Consider the following 16,220-nt stretch of genomic DNA (forward strand, 5'->3'; position numbering starts at 1 on the left):
TTTTTCAGACCTCAAAATGTAATAGTATAACATTAAAGGTAAAAACAATGGACACGCGCCTCCCCGTCACCGTCCTCTCCGGCTTCCTCGGTGCCGGCAAGACGACGCTGCTGAACCACGTCCTCAACAATCGCAGCGGCCTGCGCGTCGCCGTTATCGTCAACGACATGAGCGAGGTAAACATCGACGCCGCCCTCATTCGCGATGGCGGTGCGGATCTTTCGCGCACGGGCGAGCAGCTTGTGGAAATGACGAACGGCTGCATCTGTTGCACGCTGCGTGACGACCTTCTGGCAGAAGTGCGGCGGCTGGCGCAGATGAGCCGCTTCGATTACCTGCTGATCGAATCGAGCGGTATTTCCGAGCCCCTGCCCGTCGCCACCACCTTCGACTTTCGCGACGAAAGCGGCTGGAGCCTGTCGGATGTCGCGCGGCTCGACACGATGGTGACGGTGGTGGATGCCGCAAATCTCCTGAAGGACTACGGCTCGGAGGATTTTCTCGCCCAGCGTGGCGAGACGGCCGGCGAAGGCGATACGCGCACGCTGGTGGAGCTCCTGGTCGAGCAGATCGAATTCGCCGACGTGATCGTGCTCAACAAGACCGGCGCAGCGAGCCCCGACAATCTGCGCGCCGCCCGTCAGATCATCGGCAGCCTCAACGCCGCCGCGCGCATCATCGAAACCGATTTCGGCCGCGTCGCGCTCACCGACATCCTCGGCACCGGGCTCTTCGATTTCGGCAAGGCGAGCGAACATCCGCTGTGGTTCAAGGAACTCCACGGCTTCAAGGATCATGTGCCGGAGACCGAGGAATACGGCGTCCGTTCCTTCGTCTATCGCGCGAAGAAGCCGTTCCACCCGGCGCGTTTCAAGGCGTTTCTCGATGAAAGCTGGCCGGGCGTCATCCGCGCCAAGGGCTTTTTCTGGCTGGCGACACGACCGCACCATGTCGGCGAAATGAGTCAGGCGGGCGCGCTGGTGAGAAGCGGCCGGCTTGGTCTCTGGTGGGCCTCGGTGCCGCCTCAGCACTGGCCGCAGGACAAGGCCGCGCGCGAGGCCATTGCCAGCTACTCCGATCCCGTCTGGGGCGACCGGCGGCAGGAACTCGTCTTCATCGGTGCGGACCCGATGGATGAAGCCGAGATCCGCCGCCGGCTGGACGCCTGCCTTATCGAGGCGGAGGCATACGAGCCCGCCCGCTGGGCGAACCTGCCGGACCCCTTCCCGCTCTGGATCCGCCAGGCCGGTTGATCAGGAGAGTGCCGCGTAGCTGAAACGGGCAAAATCCCCGCCGCGCCCGCGTCCGGTAATATCGAAAGCGAACATGCCGATGAAGGCGCCGGTGAAAGAGCCGTGCTCGCCTCGCCCGCCCTCGTCGGACACCACGCCGGCATCCAGCACCGGGCCGATAGCCTGCCAGGCATCGGCACCGGCCGGACGCCAGAAGAACTGGAGGTCGTTGCCATGCACCTCCGCCGCCAGTTCCAGCGGTCCGTCGCCCACCGCGACACCGCTGCCGGCCGGGAAGGTCAGGTTGCCGCTCGGAAAATCCCCCGGGCAGGACAGGATCGTCAGAACGCGGCCAAGCACCTCGTGCCTTGTGAGACCAAGCGCATGGAACTTGTAGCGGTTGTAGTAGTGCGTCAGACCCGCGACCTGCTGATAGACCTGCGGCTCGGCCTCGATCACAGTCTCGGCACGGAAATCATGATGCTCCTGCCGGCGCGCCACCAGCGCCTGCTCGAACCAGCTGCCGATACTTTCGCGCCCGAAGAGCCGCAGATGACCGGACCGGGCGGAGAGCGAAAAAATCCGCTCCGGCTCCGGCGTGCGCAGCCACTGGAAATCCGGCGGCAGCACGCTATCGGAAAAATCGTAGGAAACACGCCTCGGCTGTTCGATCCGCACCGCCCCGCCCGGCGCTGAAACCTCGACCGCCGGCACCGGCGAGCCGTGCTCCAGATAGAGCCAGCCATCCTCGCGCCAGACGCATTTCTGCAGAGCCGTCTCGCGCCCCAGCGTGCAACGGCGCTCGGGCGGCAACGGGCGACCGCAGAGATGGGTGTGATAGGCCGCGCCATCGGGCGTTTCGACATATTGCCCGTGCCCGGCCCGCTGGAGCAGCGCCTCGGGGTGGTCCTTGGCGGTGATCAGGTAAATGTCCGGATGCATCTCATAGGGGCCGTCGATCGCCCTCGACCGCGCCATCGTGACGGTGTGGTCATAGCCCGTGCCGCCCTCCGCCGTCGTGAGATAATACCAGCCGTTGCGCCGGAAAAGGTGCGGCGCCTCCACCAGGCCCTGCCGGCTGCCGGAAAAGATGTTCGTCACGGGACCGACGAGACGCCCTGTCGCGGCATCCCATTCCTGAAGCAGGATGCCGTCAAAGGCATTGTGGGCAGCGCCGTTGTGGTTTTCCGGGCGATGGTTCCATTGCATGTTGACGAACCATTTTCGCCCGTCTTCGTCATGGAAGAGCGAAGGGTCGAAGCCGGAGGAATTGACATAGACCGGGTCGGACCATTCGCCCTCCACGGAGGAAGCGGTCACGATATAGTTGTGCGCATCCTTGAAGCTGCCGTCGAAGCGTTTGACGTCGGTATAAACAAGCCAGAACAACCCGTTGGCATGGGACAGGCACGGCGCCCAGACGCCGCAGCTGTCGGGATTGCCGCGCATGTCGAGCTGGCTCCTGCGCTCCAGCGGCCGTTTGACCAGCGTCCAGTTCACCAGATCGCGGGAATGGTGAATCTGCACGCCCGGATACCATTCGAAGGTCGAGGTGGCGATGTAGTAGTCCTCCCCCACCCGGCAGATCGAGGGGTCCGGGTTGAAGCCCGGCAGGATCGGGTTGCGGATCATCGTTTCCTCCAAAATGATGCACGTGCGTCAAAATATGCGCAAAAAAGGCCGCCCGGTTTTGCCGGGCGGCCCGAAAGATCAGTCGATCTCGGCGGAACTCTTCCAGAGATTGACGTCAGCGCCGTTCGAAAGGGTCTCGATCTCAGCCAGTTCGGCGGCCGAGAAGTCGAGATTGTCCAGCGCCTTGACGCAATCGACGATCTGCGACGACCGGCTGGCGCCGATCAGCGCGGAGGTGATGCGCCCGCCGCGCAGCACCCAGGCGATCGCCATCTGCGCCAGCGTCTGGCCCCGCGTCTCGGCGATGCCGTTGAGCTTGCGGATATTGTCGAGGATCTCAGGGCGGATGGATTCCGATTTCAGGAAGTGGTTCAGCGCCGCGCGGCTGTCGCTCGGAATGCCGCCGAGATACTTTGCCGTCAGCAGGCCCTGCGCCAGCGGCGTGAAAACGATGGAGCCGATGCCGAGTTCCTCAAGCGTATCGACGAGACCATCCTCCTCGATCCAGCGGTTGAGCATGGAATAGCTCGGCTGGTGGATGATGCAGGGCGTGCCGAGCGCCTTCAGGATCGCGGCCGCCTCGCGGGTGCGCTGCGAATTGTAGGAGGAGATGCCGACATAGAGCGCGCGGCCGGAACGCACGATATGGTCGAGCGCGCCGCAGGTTTCCTCCAGCGGCGTATCCGGATCAAAGCGGTGGGAATAGAAGATATCGACATAGTCGAGGCCCATGCGCTTCAGGCTCTGGTCGCAGGAGGCGATCAGGTACTTGCGGCTGCCCCACTCGCCATAGGGACCCGGCCACATGTCGTAGCCGGCCTTGGAGGAGATGATCAGCTCATCGCGCAGGTGCTTGAAATCGGTGCGCAGGATCTCGCCGAAGGCAGTTTCGGCCGTGCCACCGGGCGGACCGTAATTGTTGGCAAGGTCGAAATGGGTGATGCCGAGGTCGAAGGCCGTGCGGCACATATCGACCTTGCGGTCATGCGGCGTGTCGTCGCCGAAATTGTGCCACAGGCCGAGCGATACCGCCGGCAGCTTCAGGCCGGAGCGCCCAACGCGGTTGTAGATCATCTTGTCGTAGCGGGTTTCCGCCGGCTGCCAGGCCATGGTCCATTTCCTTCATTTGAATCGGGACGTGTTTCGTACAGCCCCGTCGTGCCGGCCGGCAAGGGACATCCGCCCCTCGCCGGCGTTTGTTCGCATCTAGCGCAGCAGCGCGCGCGCTTCCTCGATACCGAGCGCTTCCGGCTGGGTGCAGGTCGTCACGATATCGACGGCCTTACCCTCTTCCGCCGAACGCAGGATCGCGGTCAGAACGTCGATCGTGTGCAGCGAACGGTCGAGCGAGCAGCGATAGTCGCGGCCGGTCGTCACCGCCTCCATCATATCGGCAAGACCGATGCCGCGGTAGTTGGCCTGTGTGCCCCAGTCGAACTGGTAGTTCTGGGCCGTCAACGGGTGATCCCAAACCTCCACTTCCTTCGGCTCGCGGTCGTTGCCGGCCACTTCCACCTTGCCGCCGAAGAAGTTCGGGTCCGGCACGAAGACGGCGCCGTCGGTGCCGTAGAGTTCCATGTTCTGGTGGCGGTGCGCCCAGACATCCCAGCTCGCCATCAGCGCGATCTGCGCGCCGTTCTCGAATTCGAGGATGGCGTGGATGTTCGTCGCGACGATGACCGGCACCGCCTCGCCGAGACGTGGACCGTTGCCGATGATGCGCTCCTCGCGTGACTTGTTGGCAAGCGCCACGACGCGCTTCACCGGACCGACGAGATTGACGAGGTTGTTGACGTAGTAGGGACCGAGATCGAGGATCGGCCCGCCGCCCGGCGCGAAGAAGAAGTCCGGGTTCGGATGCCAGCTCTCCATGCCGGGGCTCAGCACATGCGCCGTGCCCGACATGATTTTCCCCACCTTGCCGCTGTCGATGATGTGGCGAGCGAACTGATGCGAGCCGCCGAGATAGGTATCCGGCGCGGAACCGACCTTGAGGCCCTTGGCGTCGGCGATGCGGCGCAAGTCCTCGCCCTGTTCGATGGAGAGAACGAAGGGCTTTTCCGAATAGACGTGCTTGCCCGCCTCCAGCGCCGCCTTCGAAACGGGATAATGCGCCTCCGGCACCGTCAGGTTGATCACGACATCGACCGCCGGATTGGAAAGCAGCGCGTCGATCTCCTGTGCCTCCACGCCGAACTCTTCCGAGCGCGCCCTGGAGGCTGCGGGGTTGATATCGGCACAGGCGACAAGCTTCAGGTTCCTGAACATCGGGATCAGCTTGAAGTAAGCGCCCGAAATGTTGCCGCAGCCGATGATGCCGACTCCGTATTCCTTGCTCATGATGGTCTGTCCTCAGAATGCCTTGATGGTTGCAATCGAGCGTGAGGCAAGGCGCGTGATGTCCTTGGGATTGTCATGCTCGACGATGAAGTGTTTTGCCGGCGTGCCGGCGAGCGCCTTGACGAGATCGCCCCAGGCGACGGTGCCATGGCCGACATCCGCCCAGCCGTCCTCGTCGGTATTCTCGCCCTTCGGCGCAATGTCCTTGACGTGCACGGCGGTGATGCGGTTGCCGTATTTCTGGATCCAGGCGAACGGGTCGGCGCCGCCGCGGATGATCCAGGCGATATCCGCTTCCCAGGACAGGTCCGGGCCGCCGGCGAAGATGTGGTCCTGCGGCACGGAACCGTCAGGCAGCGCAAAAAACTCGAAATCGTGGTTGTGCCAGCCGAAAGTCAGGCCCGCCTTGCGGATCGGTTCGCCGGCCTTCTGCAGGCGTTCGCCGAAGGCGCGCCAGCCGGCAGCATCCGTCGGGCGGTGCTCCGGCAGGAGATAGGGGCAATAGACCGCCTCGATGCCCAGCGTGCGGCAAATCTCGATGACACGATCCGGTTCGTCCTCGATCATATCGAGGCCGAAATGGGCGGTCGGCATGGTGAGGCCGTTCCTGTCGAGATCGGCCTTCACCTGCTGGATGGCGGCATCGTCGAGCGAGGCATAGAGCGCGCCGTAGCCCTCGACTTGGCTGTAGCCGGCATCGGCGAGGATGCGGAAGATTTCGGCGAATGGCTGGAAGTTGCGGGCGCTGTAAAGCTGGAAACTGACCGTCTGCATGAATGTCTCCTCGTTTCAGTCTTGATGGGTCTGGCAGGAATGAAGGTCGAGCCAGTGGAATTGGGGAACCGCGCCGCGTTCGGCCGGCGTGAAGATCACGGTCTTGCGTTCGCCTGCGGTCAGATCGAAGGCATTGTCGGACCAGCGGCCGGCAATGTCGGCTTCCAGCATGACATGCAGCGCAAGGCCGCTCGCCGAGGCCGTGACGGCGAAAGCGCCGCCGTCACGCGCCGCAGTGTCGAGCGTCAGGCGGGAGGCTTCGAGATCGAGCGCCTTGTAGGTGCCGGAGACGTGGTGCCCCTCGCCTTTCATGCCATTCGAAGCCTCGAAGGACCAGAAGAGCAGCGTGTCCTCCGGCAGGTCGGCGGCGAAGACGGAAAATAGCATTTCCGCCTTGTCCGGGCCGCAAGCACCCTCTGCGTTGCGATACGGGCGGCGCTCGCCGGTGAGCGAGACGAGCCAGGTATCGAGCTTCACCGTGACGCTTTCGGCCGTATCGTTGACGACGGAGAAGCCGATGGTCTCGCCATCCTTCGAGGGGATGGCGGCAACGGCGACGGGCTGGAAGAAGCGGCGCACCATATAGTGCATGGCCTTCCAGCTGCCGCCGTAGTCGAGGCTCGACCAGGAGGCGACCGGCCAGGTGTCGTTGAGCTGCCAGTAGAGCGTGCCCATGCAATGGGGTTTGAGCGACCGCCAGTATTCGACGGCGGTGCGGATGGCCAGCCCCTGCTGGATCTGGCTCAGATAGACGAAGCTCGGGAAATCCTTGGGGAAGCGGAAGTAGCGGAACATCGTGCCGGCAATGCGCTCGTTGCCGCCGGCATTCTTCTGGTGGCTCTCCATCACGGGCGACGCGATGTTCATGTCCTTCGGGTCGGCAAAGCTCTTCATGACCGGCATGGACGTGTAGGACTGGAAGCCGAATTCCGAGCAGAATCGCGGCCGCACGGTGCGGTAATTGTCGAACGACTTGTTCTCGTGCCAGACGGACCAGTAGTGCATGTCGCCGGAACCATCGGCATGCCAGGCATCGCCGAAATCGAGATAGCCGGAGGCCGGGCTCGACGGCCACCAGATCGCGCCCGGCGCGGCCTTCTTCATCGCCACTTCGATGGTGCGGTTGAGGCGGTCGTAGGAGACGAGGTAGCGGTCGCGGTTCTCGCGGCTGACATCGAACCACGTCAGCGCGCCGACCAATTCGTTGTCGCCGCACCACAGCACGATCGAAGGGTGCGAGGCGAGCCGCTTGACCTGGTAGTCCACCTCTACGGCAACGTTGTCGAGAAAATCGACGGTCGAGGGATAGAGGTTGCAGGCGAACATGAAGTCCTGCCAGACCATCAGGCCAAGCTCGTCGCAGAGGTCGTAGAACCAGTCCGGCTCGTAGAAGCCGCCGCCCCAGACGCGCAGCATGTTCATGTTGGCATCGACGGCCGATTGCAGCAGGTCGCGCACGGAAACGGGATTGATGCGCGAGGGCAGCGCGTCGGCGGGGATCCAGTTGGCGCCGCGGCAGAAGATTTCACGGCCGTTGATCTTCAGGGCAAAGCGGCTGCCCGGTTCATCCTTGTCGATCAGGAGTTCGACCTGACGCAGACCGATACGGCGCACCACCGTCTCCGTCGGCGTCTCGACGCGCACGGCATAGATCGCCTGCTCGCCATGGCCCTTGGGCCACCAGAGCGCCGGCTTCTCGATGCAGAACATGTGGGTCAGCTGCGTCTCGCCGGCACTAACGCCGATATCGAGCCGCACCCGCTCCTCGCCGAGCGCGAAATGCACAGGCAGGATGCCCGGCTGTTCGGCATGGAAGGTGGCGGTGACGTAAAGATCGACCGTACCATCGGCATGATGGAACTGCCGCGTCGTGACATGTTCGATGCGCGCCGCCTCCAGCTTGCGCAGGACGATTTCGCCATAGATGCCGAGCGGTGCTATGGCGATATTCCAGTCCCAGCCGAAATGGCACTGGGGCTTGCGCAGCATGTTGCCGTTGGGGATCGGCGAATTGCCGGTGGACCACGGAATGAAAAAGGGTTGCTCCGCCTGGCGCAGCGCTCCCGCCGTGACGCTCGAATGGATCAGCACCTTCAGCGTGTTCTTGCCGGTCTTCAGCGCATCGGTGACATCGGGCCGGTACCGACGGAAGCAATTGTCGGTGTCGAGCACCAGCACGCCGTTCACATAGACCGAGGCGACCGTGTCGATGCTGCCGATATCGAGATACCAGTCGCCCTCCAGCATTTCCGGCGCGACCTCGAAGGTGCGCTCGATCGCCCAGTCCTTCTCCGCCACCCACTGCACATCCCGTTCATTTCGGCCGGCATAGGGATCAGGGATGAGATCGGCGGCAAGCAGCGCGCTATGCACGTCGCCCGGCACGCGCATCGGCGCGGATTTCTCCGCGTCCGTGCTGGTAACGGTCCAGATGCCAGAAAGGTCGATGGAGGTAATATCGGATGTGTGGGTCATGGCAATGTCTGGGCGGTTTCTCTTGCCGCAGGAAGGTATGTCCCTCCGGCCGCAGGGCCAGAGGGTTTTCGTGAAAGAGCGGACTTAAATCCGCTCCTCGGTGCCCGCATCGAACAGCGAGGCAAGCCCCATGTCGAAGGCAAGCCGCACCGCCGTACCCGGTGCGAAACGCCGGGCCCCGGCGATCCGGACCGACATGGTGTGGCCGGCATGTTTCAGCCAGAGCAGGTTGTCGGCGCCCATCGGCTCCTCGATATCGACGGTCGCCTGATGGAGGTCGGCACCGGGAATATCCTCGTTGACCTTCACATGCTCCGGGCGCACACCGAGAACGACTTTGCGACCGGCCTGGAGCCGCTCGCCCGCTGTATAACCATCGAGTGAGAAATCGACGCCGTTGGCGACAAAGACCGGTTTGCCGCCCTTCTCGGCGATCTCGCCGTGCAAAAAGTTCATCGACGGCGAACCGATGAAGCCGGCGACGAACATGTTTCTCGGCGCGTTGTAGATCGTGTTGGGATCGGCAAGCTGCTGGATGACGCCGCTCTTCATGATGGCGATCCGGTCGGCGAGCGTCAGCGCCTCGATCTGGTCGTGCGTAACGTAGATCATCGTGTTCTTCAGCGACTGGTGCAGTCGCTTGATTTCCACGCGCAGTTCCGAGCGCAGCTTGGCATCGAGGTTGGACAGCGGCTCGTCGAACAGGAAGACATCGACATCGCGTACCAAGGCCCGGCCGATCGCCACGCGCTGGCGCTGGCCACCGGAGAGTTCCGAAGGTTTACGCTTCAGCAGCGGACCGATCTGCAGGATTTCGGAGGCGCGGGCGACGCGCTTGTCGATCTCCGCCTTGGGCATCTTGGCGACCTGCAGGCCGAAAGAGAGGTTTTTTTCCACCGTCATCTGCGGATAGAGCGCATAGGACTGGAACACCATGCCGATGCCCCGGTCCTTGGGCTCTTCCCAGGTGACGTTCTTGTTCTTGATGAAGATCTGCCCGCCAGTCGGCTCGAGCAGGCCGGCGATACAATTGAGAAGGGTCGACTTGCCGCAACCGGACGAGCCGAGCAGCACGAGGAACTCGCCCTCCCCGATGTCGAGATTGAGGTTTTCCAGCACGTTGACCGCACCGAAGCTCAACGAAAGGTCCTTGATGGAGACGGATTTCTGCATGGCTTAACCCTTGACTGCGCCGGCGGCGATGCCGCGGACGAACAAGCGTCCCGACACGAAGTAAACGAAGAGCGGAACCGCGCCGGTGAGCAAAGTCGCGGCCATGTTGACGTTGTACTCCTTCACCCCCTGGACGGAGTTGACGATGTTGTTGAGCTGCACGGTCATCGGGTAATATTCCGGCCGCGTGAACACCACGCCGAACAGGAAGTCGTTCCAGATGCCGGTGATCTGCAGGATCATCGCCACGACGAAGATCGGCAGCGACATGGGCAGCATGATGCGGAAATAAATCTGCCAGAACCCGGCGCCATCGATGCGCGCCGCCTTGAACAGCTCCTCCGGCAGCGACGAAAAGTAATTGCGAAAAAGCAGCGTCAGGATCGGCATGCCGAAGATGGTGTGAACCATGACAAGGCCGGTCAGCGTGCCGTAGATGCCCATTTCCCTGAGCACGATGACGATTGGATAGATCATCACCTGATAGGGAATGAAGGCGCCGACGATGAGGATGGTGAAGAACAGGTCCGCGCCCTTGAACTTCCAGTTGGCGAGCGCATAGCCGTTGACCGAGGCGACGAGGATCGAGATCAGCGTCGAGGGCACGGTGATGCGCACCGAGTTCCAGAAGCCGCGCGACAGGCCATCGCAGTTGAGGCCGGTGCAGGCCGTCGCCCAGGCCTTGGCCCAGGGCTCGAAAGTCACTTCGAGCGGCGGCGAGAAGATATTGCCGAGCCGGATTTCCGGCATGCCCTTCATGGAGGTCACGACCATCACGTAGAGCGGCAGCAGATAGTAGAGCGCAGCGACAATGAGCGTGCCGTAGAGCATGATGTTGCGGCCGGAAAGAGCGCGGCGGGGCTTGGCGCCGCGGGGTTCGATGCCCGCCCTGGTGGCGGCGGCAAGCGCCGGGCCGGGCTTGATGGAAACGGTCTCAGCCACGCTTGCGTCCTCCGAACTCGAGATAGGCCCACGGCACGATGATGATCGCGACGGTGACGAGCATCATGGTGGAGGCGGCGAACCCCTGGCCGAGGTTCTGGGCCTGGAACATGTAGTCGTAGACATATTTCGCCGGTACTTCCGAGGCGATGCCCGGGCCGCCGCTCGTCTGCGCCACCACGAGGTCGTAGACCTTGACGATGCCGCTCGCGATGATGACGAGGGTGGTGATGAAGACCGGCCGCATCATCGGAATGACGATGAAGAGATAGGTCTTCCACATCGGGATGCCGTCGATGCGCGCCGCCTTCCAGATATCCTCGTCGATACCGCGCAGGCCCGCGAGCAGCAGGCACATGACGAGCCCCGTACCCTGCCACAACCCGGCAATCAGCACGCCGTAGATGACGATGTCGGCATTGTAGAGCGGGTCGAAGGTAAAACTCGTCCAGCCGAGCGAGCGCACGACGGACTGAACGCCGAATTCCGGGTTCAGGATCCACTGCCAGACGAGGCCGGTCACGATGAAGGACAGTGCGAAGGGATAGAGGAAGATCGTGCGAAAGGTATTTTCGAAGCGGATCTTCTGGTCCATCAGAGCCGCCAGCAGAAAGCCGACCACGAGGCTGAACACCAGCGTGAAGACGCCGTAGATCGCGAGATTCTCGATCGAGACGATCCAGCGCGGTGCGCTCCACAGGCGTTCGTACTGGTCGAGACCGACGAATTTCGCGCGCGGCAGCAGTTTGGAATTGGTGAACGAATAAACGACCGTCCAGACCGTGCCGCCCAGAAAGATGACGACGGCCGTAAGCATCATGGGAATGGATGCAATCTTGGAATTCAGATTGCGCAGCAATTTGCTGGGGCGACCGGTGTGTGCCTGGCCCGTCATGGGTCACTCCTCCTTGGTCTCGATCAGGAAGAACGGCCGGCGCAAGCGCCGGCCGCTTGCTGATCACTCCGCCGAAGCGATGATGTCGGCGAAACGCTTCTGGGCGTCTTCCGGCGCCATGGACGGGTTGGCGAAGAATTCGGAGAAGAGGTCTTCCTTCTGCTTCTGGCTATCGGCCGAAAGCAACTGGTCCGTGCCCTCGATCACGTTGCCCTTGGCAAGGATGTCGAGGCCCTTCTTCATGCAGTCGTTGGCGGCGGCGAGGTCGACGTCGCCGCGCACCGGCAGCGAGCCCTTCTTCAGGTTGAAGGCGACCTGGGTCGCAGGCGCCAGCAGCGTCGAGGCCAGCACTTCCTGCGCCTTGGACTTTTCCTCATCCTTGAGCAGCGGGAAGTAGAAGGCGTCGCCGCCAGTCGAAATGATCTCGTTCACGCCGAGGCCCGGAAGGCAGGTATAGTCCTTGCCGGCCGTCTGGCCGGCGAGCGCGAACTCGCCCTGCGCCCAGTCACCCATGATCTGGCCGCCGGCCTTGCCGGTAATGACCATGTTGGTGGCCTGGTTCCAGTCCTGCACATTAGTGCCCTTGGACATGCGGCGGGCATCGTCGGCGGCCTTGAAGACCTTGGCGATATCGGCGCCGGCGGCGACCTCCTCGTCCTTGTCCTTGAACACCTTGTAGAAGTTGTCCTTGCCGGCGATGGCGACCATCAGCACGTCGAACGCACCGGCCGCCTGCCAGGGCTGACCACCGACGGCGAGCGGAACGATGCCGGCCTTTTCAAGCGCCGGAGAGGCTGCGACGAACTCGTCCCAGTTCTTCGGCACGGCGACGCCCGCCTTTTCGAAGGCGGCGTTGGACAGCCAGAGCCACTGCCAGGAATGGATGTTGACCGGCGCGCAATAGATCTTGCCGTCGATCGTGCAGCTGTCGAGCAGGCTCGCCGGCTTGATGATCTCCTTCCACTTCTCCTTTGTCGCGACATCGGTGAGATCGCGCATCAGGCCGGCCTCGACCAGTTCTTCGGCCTGGCGGCCGTGGTTGAACTGCGTGGCGGCCATCGGATCGCCGCCGGTGATGCGGCTGACCATGATCGGACGGGCCGTACCGCCGGAGCCGGCAATGGCGCCGTCTACCCACTTGTTGCCAGTCGCATCGAATGCCTTTGCAAGCTCGGCGACCGCCGCGGCCTCCCCGCCGGACGTCCACCAATGGGTCACTTCGAGATCGGTCGCATTGGCTGCGGCGAACGGCAGGACCACGGTCGCTGCCAGGATAGCAGCCATAGAGCGAATTTTCATGAGTTCTCCTCCCTCACTGAAACGTTGCCGGAAAAACGTAGTCCAATCGATTTAATCGCGCAACAGGGCTTGAGGAATTAATGCGAGATTTCTTTCAGATGCATGATCTTCGGGCTTTTCGACCATTGTTATCCGAGCAAGAAAAGAACCAAAAACATCAATCAAATAATTGATATTATTATATTTACAGCAAAATCTCGAATCGATCCTGCAGCAGTATTTTCGCAGATGCATAAATTATGAGTTTGCGGTGCAATGCCGGGTCAAAAGCCGATCGGCTGAAAATTTCAGGAAATTCCTCCTCGACAAAACACCTGTATCGTTACAGATTTATAGTCGTCTTCGGGAGGGAGTAGCGGCCGGGGTTAAAAAATGTATAACCGGCCGCTCATATGGAGAGGTGCAGGCAGGGGATGGACAACAAGAAGAGCGAGGGCCAGGCGGCAGCGCTTCCGCCCTCCAATGAACGGCCGACGCTGAAGACGATCGCCTTCATGACCGGCCTCGGCATCACCACCGTTTCCCGTGCCCTGAAAGATGCGCCGGACATCAGCGCCGAGACGAAGGAGCGCGTGCGCCTCGTCGCGCGCCAGATCGGCTATCAGCCAAACCGCGCCGGTGTGCGTCTCCGCACCGGCAAGACCAATGTCATCAGCCTCATCCTCAGCCTTGAGGAAGAGATCATGGGCCTGACGAGCCCGATGGTCATCGGCATCTCGGAAATTCTCGCCTCGACGCAGTACCATCTCGTGGTGACGCCCTATCGAACGCAGGGCAACGCCCTCGACCCGGTGCGCTATGTGCTGGAGACGGGTGCCGCCGACGGCGTCATCATCTCGCGCACCGAGCCGAAAGATCCGCGCGTCGCCCTGATGATGGAACGCAACTTCCCCTTCGCGACGCACGGCCGCACGGAAATGGGCTTTTCCCATCCCTATCACGACTTCGACAATGAGCGCTTCGCCTATGAAGCGGTGCGCAGGCTGGTCGAAATGGGCCGCAAACGCCTGATCCTGCTTCAGCCGCCACCCTATCTCACCTTCTACCTGCATATGCGCGGCGGCTTCGAGCGTGGCGTGCGCGATTTCGGCGCGACGGCGGTTCCCTTCAACACCGTGAACCTCGACAACAGCCTGCTCGACATCCGCGAGGCGGCCGAGGGAGTGTTCAGCGGGCCGGATGCACCCGACGGCATCGTCTCGGGCAGCGGCGGCGGCGCGGTCGCGTTGATCGCAGCGCTGGAAGCGAATGGCCTTAAACTCGGCCAGGAAATCGACATGGTCTCCAAGGAGCCGCACATGTTCCTGCAATGGCTGCGGCCCGAAGTCGTCACCATGCGCGAGGACATCCGCCTCGCCGGCCGAGAGCTTGCCAAGGCCGTCATCGCCCGCATCGAGGGTATTCCGCCGGAAGAGCTCCAGACGCTGAGCTATCCGATCCCGACGGAATGACGCCTTATCGACGCATCAGGTTTTCAAGATCGCATGCGCGAGCTTGAAAGCGACCGGCCCGACGATCAGCGAGAACACGAAGGCGACCGGCCAGGCGACGACGAAGGTATGCGCCCACATGTCGAGCCACAGGAGTGTCGGGCCGAGTTTCAGAAGCGAAAAGAAGCCGGTCATCAGGCACGCCATCATCCCGGAAATGAAGACCTGGGCGAGAATGACGGTTTTTGTCTTGGACATGAAAACTCCACGGAATACGGGTGGAGCGCGACGCCACCACCCCGGTTGAGGTTGGCGCCGTGGGTTCGCGAAGCGACTAAATCTCGTTGATGACACGAGGACCGGGATAACCAACCGGCCATGCATTTTTCGGCTTCTTCCGCGTAGTCAAAGCCCGGCGGACTGTCAACGCTCGCGCGGAAGCACCAAAAGAAAAACCGCCCGCGAAAGGTTTTCGCGGGCGGTTTCGTAAGCGCATATGATCAGGCGTTGAGGCCGGAACCCCACGGGCCATGATGGCTATCGGCACCGTCGAGGCGGTCGAAGCCATGGGCGCCGAAGAAATCGCGCTGGGCCTGGATGACATTGGCCGTGCCGCGGCCGCGACGGTAGCTGTCGAAATAGCCCAGCGCCGAGGCAAGTGCCGGGACCGGCAGGCCATGCAGCGCGGCGGCGGAGACGACGCGGCGGAGCGCTGCATCGGTATCCTTGACCATCGTGGCGAAGGCCGGGGTGACGATGAGGTTGGCCGCATCCGGCGCCTTGGTGAAGGCGCTGGTGATCTCATCGAGGAACTGCGAGCGGATGATGCAGCCGGCGCGCCAGATTTTGGCAATCGTCGGCATCGGCAGGTTCCAGTTATATTCCTTCGAGGCAGCGGCCATCACGGCAAAGCCCTGCGCATAGGCGCCGATCTTGCCGGCGAGCAGCGCGCTTTCGAGGTCCCTGATGAAGGCGGCCTTGTCGGCAACCTGAAGCGCCGGCACATCCGGCAGGCCGAGGATCTTTTCGGCGGCCTCACGTTCGCTCTTGAAAGAGGAGATGGAGCGGGCGGCAACGGCGGCCTCGATGCCGGTTGCCGGCACGCCCATGTTCTGGGCTTCGATGGCGGACCATTTTCCGGTGCCCTTCTGGCCGGCCTTGTCGAGGATCATGTCGACCATCGGACCACCGGCGATCGGGTCCTTGGCGGCGAGGACTTTTTCTGTGATCTCGATCAGGTAGGATTCGAGACGACCCTTGTTCCACTGACCGAAGACCTCGCCGATCTCGGTGGCGCTCATCTTCAGGCCGTCGCGCAGGATGCCGTAGATTTCGGCGATCATCTGCATGTCGGCATATTCGATGCCGTTATGGATGGTTTTCACGAAGTGGCCGGCGCCGTTTTCGCCGAGCCAGGCAACGCACGGGTCGTCGTTGTACTTGGCGGCAATCGAGGTCAGCACCTTCTCGACGCGCTTCCAGCTATCTTCCTTGCCGCCGACCATGATGGACGGACCATGGCGCGCGCCCTCCTCACCACCGGAAACGCCCATGCCGATGAAGGTCAGGCCCGAATCCTTCAGCGCATCGAAGCGGCGCATCGTGTCGCGGAAGTTGGCATTGCCGGCATCGATCATGATGTCGTTGTTTTCGAGATAGGGGCGCAGCAATTCCATCTGCTGGTCGACGGCCGCACCGGCCTGAATCATGATAATGATCGGGCGCGGCGGGCGGATGGCGGCGACGAATTCTTCGATCGTCTCGCAGGGCACGATCTGACCCTTGAGGTCGCCGGCTTCTTCGTAGAATTCCCTGGTGCGCGCGACCGTGCGGTTGAAAACCGCGATCTTGTTGCCCTTCTCGGCAATGTTGAGCGCAAGGTTCGATCCCATAACACCGAGACCGATAAGCCCGATTTCCGCCTGTGCCACGTTCATACCTCCGTAGGATGGCGCGGCGGGGGAATTTTCCGGACCGATACCGAAAACGCCGCGCTAAAAGAGCATTTGGGAGCTTTGCTCCAGCGGT

At 62.4% G+C, this 16,220-nt stretch carries 13 protein-coding genes; 2 read left to right on the forward strand and 11 right to left on the reverse strand.

Features of this window, described 5'->3' with window-relative positions; translation table 11 throughout:
* The first annotated feature begins 47 nt into the window (after positions 1-47).
* Positions 48-1,253, forward strand: coding sequence for a zinc metallochaperone GTPase ZigA (gene zigA / locus MUO32_RS11900; RefSeq protein WP_257948511.1), 1,206 nt, complete (start codon positions 48-50; stop codon positions 1,251-1,253).
* Here zigA and MUO32_RS11905 read toward each other — a convergent pair whose 3' ends face one another.
* The 9 genes from MUO32_RS11905 to MUO32_RS11945 all read right to left on the reverse strand — a co-directional run bounded on the left by MUO32_RS11905 (position 1,254) and on the right by MUO32_RS11945 (position 12,762).
* Positions 1,254-2,864: a glycoside hydrolase family 43 protein gene (locus tag MUO32_RS11905; protein ID WP_257948512.1), complete on the reverse strand. Its 1,611-nt coding sequence runs from the start codon at positions 2,862-2,864 to the stop codon at positions 1,254-1,256.
* A 78-nt stretch (positions 2,865-2,942) separates the two neighbouring features.
* Positions 2,943-3,974, reverse strand: a complete 1,032-nt coding sequence (gene mgrA, locus MUO32_RS11910; protein WP_257948513.1) for an L-glyceraldehyde 3-phosphate reductase — start codon at positions 3,972-3,974, stop codon at positions 2,943-2,945.
* A gap of 96 nt (positions 3,975-4,070) precedes the next feature.
* Positions 4,071-5,204 carry a Gfo/Idh/MocA family protein gene (locus MUO32_RS11915; protein ID WP_257948514.1) on the reverse strand — a complete coding sequence of 378 codons (1,134 nt, stop codon included), beginning with the start codon at positions 5,202-5,204 and terminating at the stop codon, positions 4,071-4,073.
* Positions 5,205-5,216: 12 nt separating this feature from the next.
* Positions 5,217-5,978 carry a sugar phosphate isomerase/epimerase gene (locus tag MUO32_RS11920; protein ID WP_257948515.1) on the reverse strand — a complete coding sequence of 254 codons (762 nt, stop codon included), beginning with the start codon at positions 5,976-5,978 and terminating at the stop codon, positions 5,217-5,219.
* Between the two features lie 15 nt (positions 5,979-5,993).
* Positions 5,994-8,453 (reverse strand): glycoside hydrolase family 2 protein, encoded by a 2,460-nt coding sequence (locus tag MUO32_RS11925; RefSeq protein ID WP_257948516.1) that lies wholly within the window; start codon positions 8,451-8,453, stop codon positions 5,994-5,996.
* 84 nt (positions 8,454-8,537) lie between these two features.
* Positions 8,538-9,626 carry an ABC transporter ATP-binding protein gene (locus MUO32_RS11930; RefSeq protein ID WP_257948517.1) on the reverse strand — a complete coding sequence of 363 codons (1,089 nt, stop codon included), beginning with the start codon at positions 9,624-9,626 and terminating at the stop codon, positions 8,538-8,540.
* Between the two features lie 3 nt (positions 9,627-9,629).
* A complete protein-coding gene (locus tag MUO32_RS11935; RefSeq protein WP_257949207.1) occupies positions 9,630-10,457 on the reverse strand; it encodes a carbohydrate ABC transporter permease in 828 nt (275 codons plus the stop codon).
* Positions 10,458-10,560: 103 nt separating this feature from the next.
* Positions 10,561-11,463 carry a carbohydrate ABC transporter permease gene (locus MUO32_RS11940; protein WP_257948518.1) on the reverse strand — a complete coding sequence of 301 codons (903 nt, stop codon included), beginning with the start codon at positions 11,461-11,463 and terminating at the stop codon, positions 10,561-10,563.
* Positions 11,464-11,526: 63 nt separating this feature from the next.
* The gene (locus tag MUO32_RS11945; protein WP_257948519.1) at positions 11,527-12,762 is read right to left on the reverse strand and encodes an ABC transporter substrate-binding protein; all 1,236 of its coding nucleotides are present in this window, start codon (positions 12,760-12,762) and stop codon (positions 11,527-11,529) included.
* Positions 12,763-13,175: 413 nt separating this feature from the next.
* Between MUO32_RS11945 and MUO32_RS11950 the strand changes: the two genes are divergently transcribed.
* Positions 13,176-14,213 (forward strand): LacI family transcriptional regulator, encoded by a 1,038-nt coding sequence (locus tag MUO32_RS11950; RefSeq protein WP_257948520.1) that lies wholly within the window; start codon positions 13,176-13,178, stop codon positions 14,211-14,213.
* Positions 14,214-14,228: 15 nt separating this feature from the next.
* Here MUO32_RS11950 and MUO32_RS11955 read toward each other — a convergent pair whose 3' ends face one another.
* Both MUO32_RS11955 and gndA read right to left on the reverse strand, forming a co-directional pair.
* Positions 14,229-14,450 (reverse strand): DUF2798 domain-containing protein, encoded by a 222-nt coding sequence (locus tag MUO32_RS11955; RefSeq protein WP_257948521.1) that lies wholly within the window; start codon positions 14,448-14,450, stop codon positions 14,229-14,231.
* Between the two features lie 242 nt (positions 14,451-14,692).
* A complete protein-coding gene (gndA, locus tag MUO32_RS11960; protein WP_257948522.1) occupies positions 14,693-16,123 on the reverse strand; it encodes an NADP-dependent phosphogluconate dehydrogenase in 1,431 nt (476 codons plus the stop codon).
* Between the last annotated feature and the right edge of the window lie 97 nt (positions 16,124-16,220).

The organism is Shinella sp. CPCC 101442 (assembly GCF_024704725.1).
Classification (GTDB): domain Bacteria; phylum Pseudomonadota; class Alphaproteobacteria; order Rhizobiales; family Rhizobiaceae; genus Shinella.

What these genes read in the sequence shown, in the direction of transcription:
- zigA (WP_257948511.1), top strand. Translation starts at nt 48, where the DNA reads ATGGACACGCGCCTCCCCGTCACCGTCCTCTCCGGCTTCCTCGGTGCC.
- MUO32_RS11905 (WP_257948512.1), bottom strand. Translation starts at nt 2,864, where the DNA reads ATGATCCGCAACCCGATCCTGCCGGGCTTCAACCCGGACCCCTCGATC.
- mgrA (WP_257948513.1), bottom strand. Translation starts at nt 3,974, where the DNA reads ATGGCCTGGCAGCCGGCGGAAACCCGCTACGACAAGATGATCTACAAC.
- MUO32_RS11915 (WP_257948514.1), bottom strand. Translation starts at nt 5,204, where the DNA reads ATGAGCAAGGAATACGGAGTCGGCATCATCGGCTGCGGCAACATTTCG.
- MUO32_RS11920 (WP_257948515.1), bottom strand. Translation starts at nt 5,978, where the DNA reads ATGCAGACGGTCAGTTTCCAGCTTTACAGCGCCCGCAACTTCCAGCCA.
- MUO32_RS11925 (WP_257948516.1), bottom strand. Translation starts at nt 8,453, where the DNA reads ATGACCCACACATCCGATATTACCTCCATCGACCTTTCTGGCATCTGG.
- MUO32_RS11930 (WP_257948517.1), bottom strand. Translation starts at nt 9,626, where the DNA reads ATGCAGAAATCCGTCTCCATCAAGGACCTTTCGTTGAGCTTCGGTGCG.
- MUO32_RS11935 (WP_257949207.1), bottom strand. Translation starts at nt 10,457, where the DNA reads ATGCTCTACGGCACGCTCATTGTCGCTGCGCTCTACTATCTGCTGCCG.
- MUO32_RS11940 (WP_257948518.1), bottom strand. Translation starts at nt 11,463, where the DNA reads ATGACGGGCCAGGCACACACCGGTCGCCCCAGCAAATTGCTGCGCAAT.
- MUO32_RS11945 (WP_257948519.1), bottom strand. Translation starts at nt 12,762, where the DNA reads ATGAAAATTCGCTCTATGGCTGCTATCCTGGCAGCGACCGTGGTCCTG.
- MUO32_RS11950 (WP_257948520.1), top strand. Translation starts at nt 13,176, where the DNA reads ATGGACAACAAGAAGAGCGAGGGCCAGGCGGCAGCGCTTCCGCCCTCC.
- MUO32_RS11955 (WP_257948521.1), bottom strand. Translation starts at nt 14,450, where the DNA reads ATGTCCAAGACAAAAACCGTCATTCTCGCCCAGGTCTTCATTTCCGGG.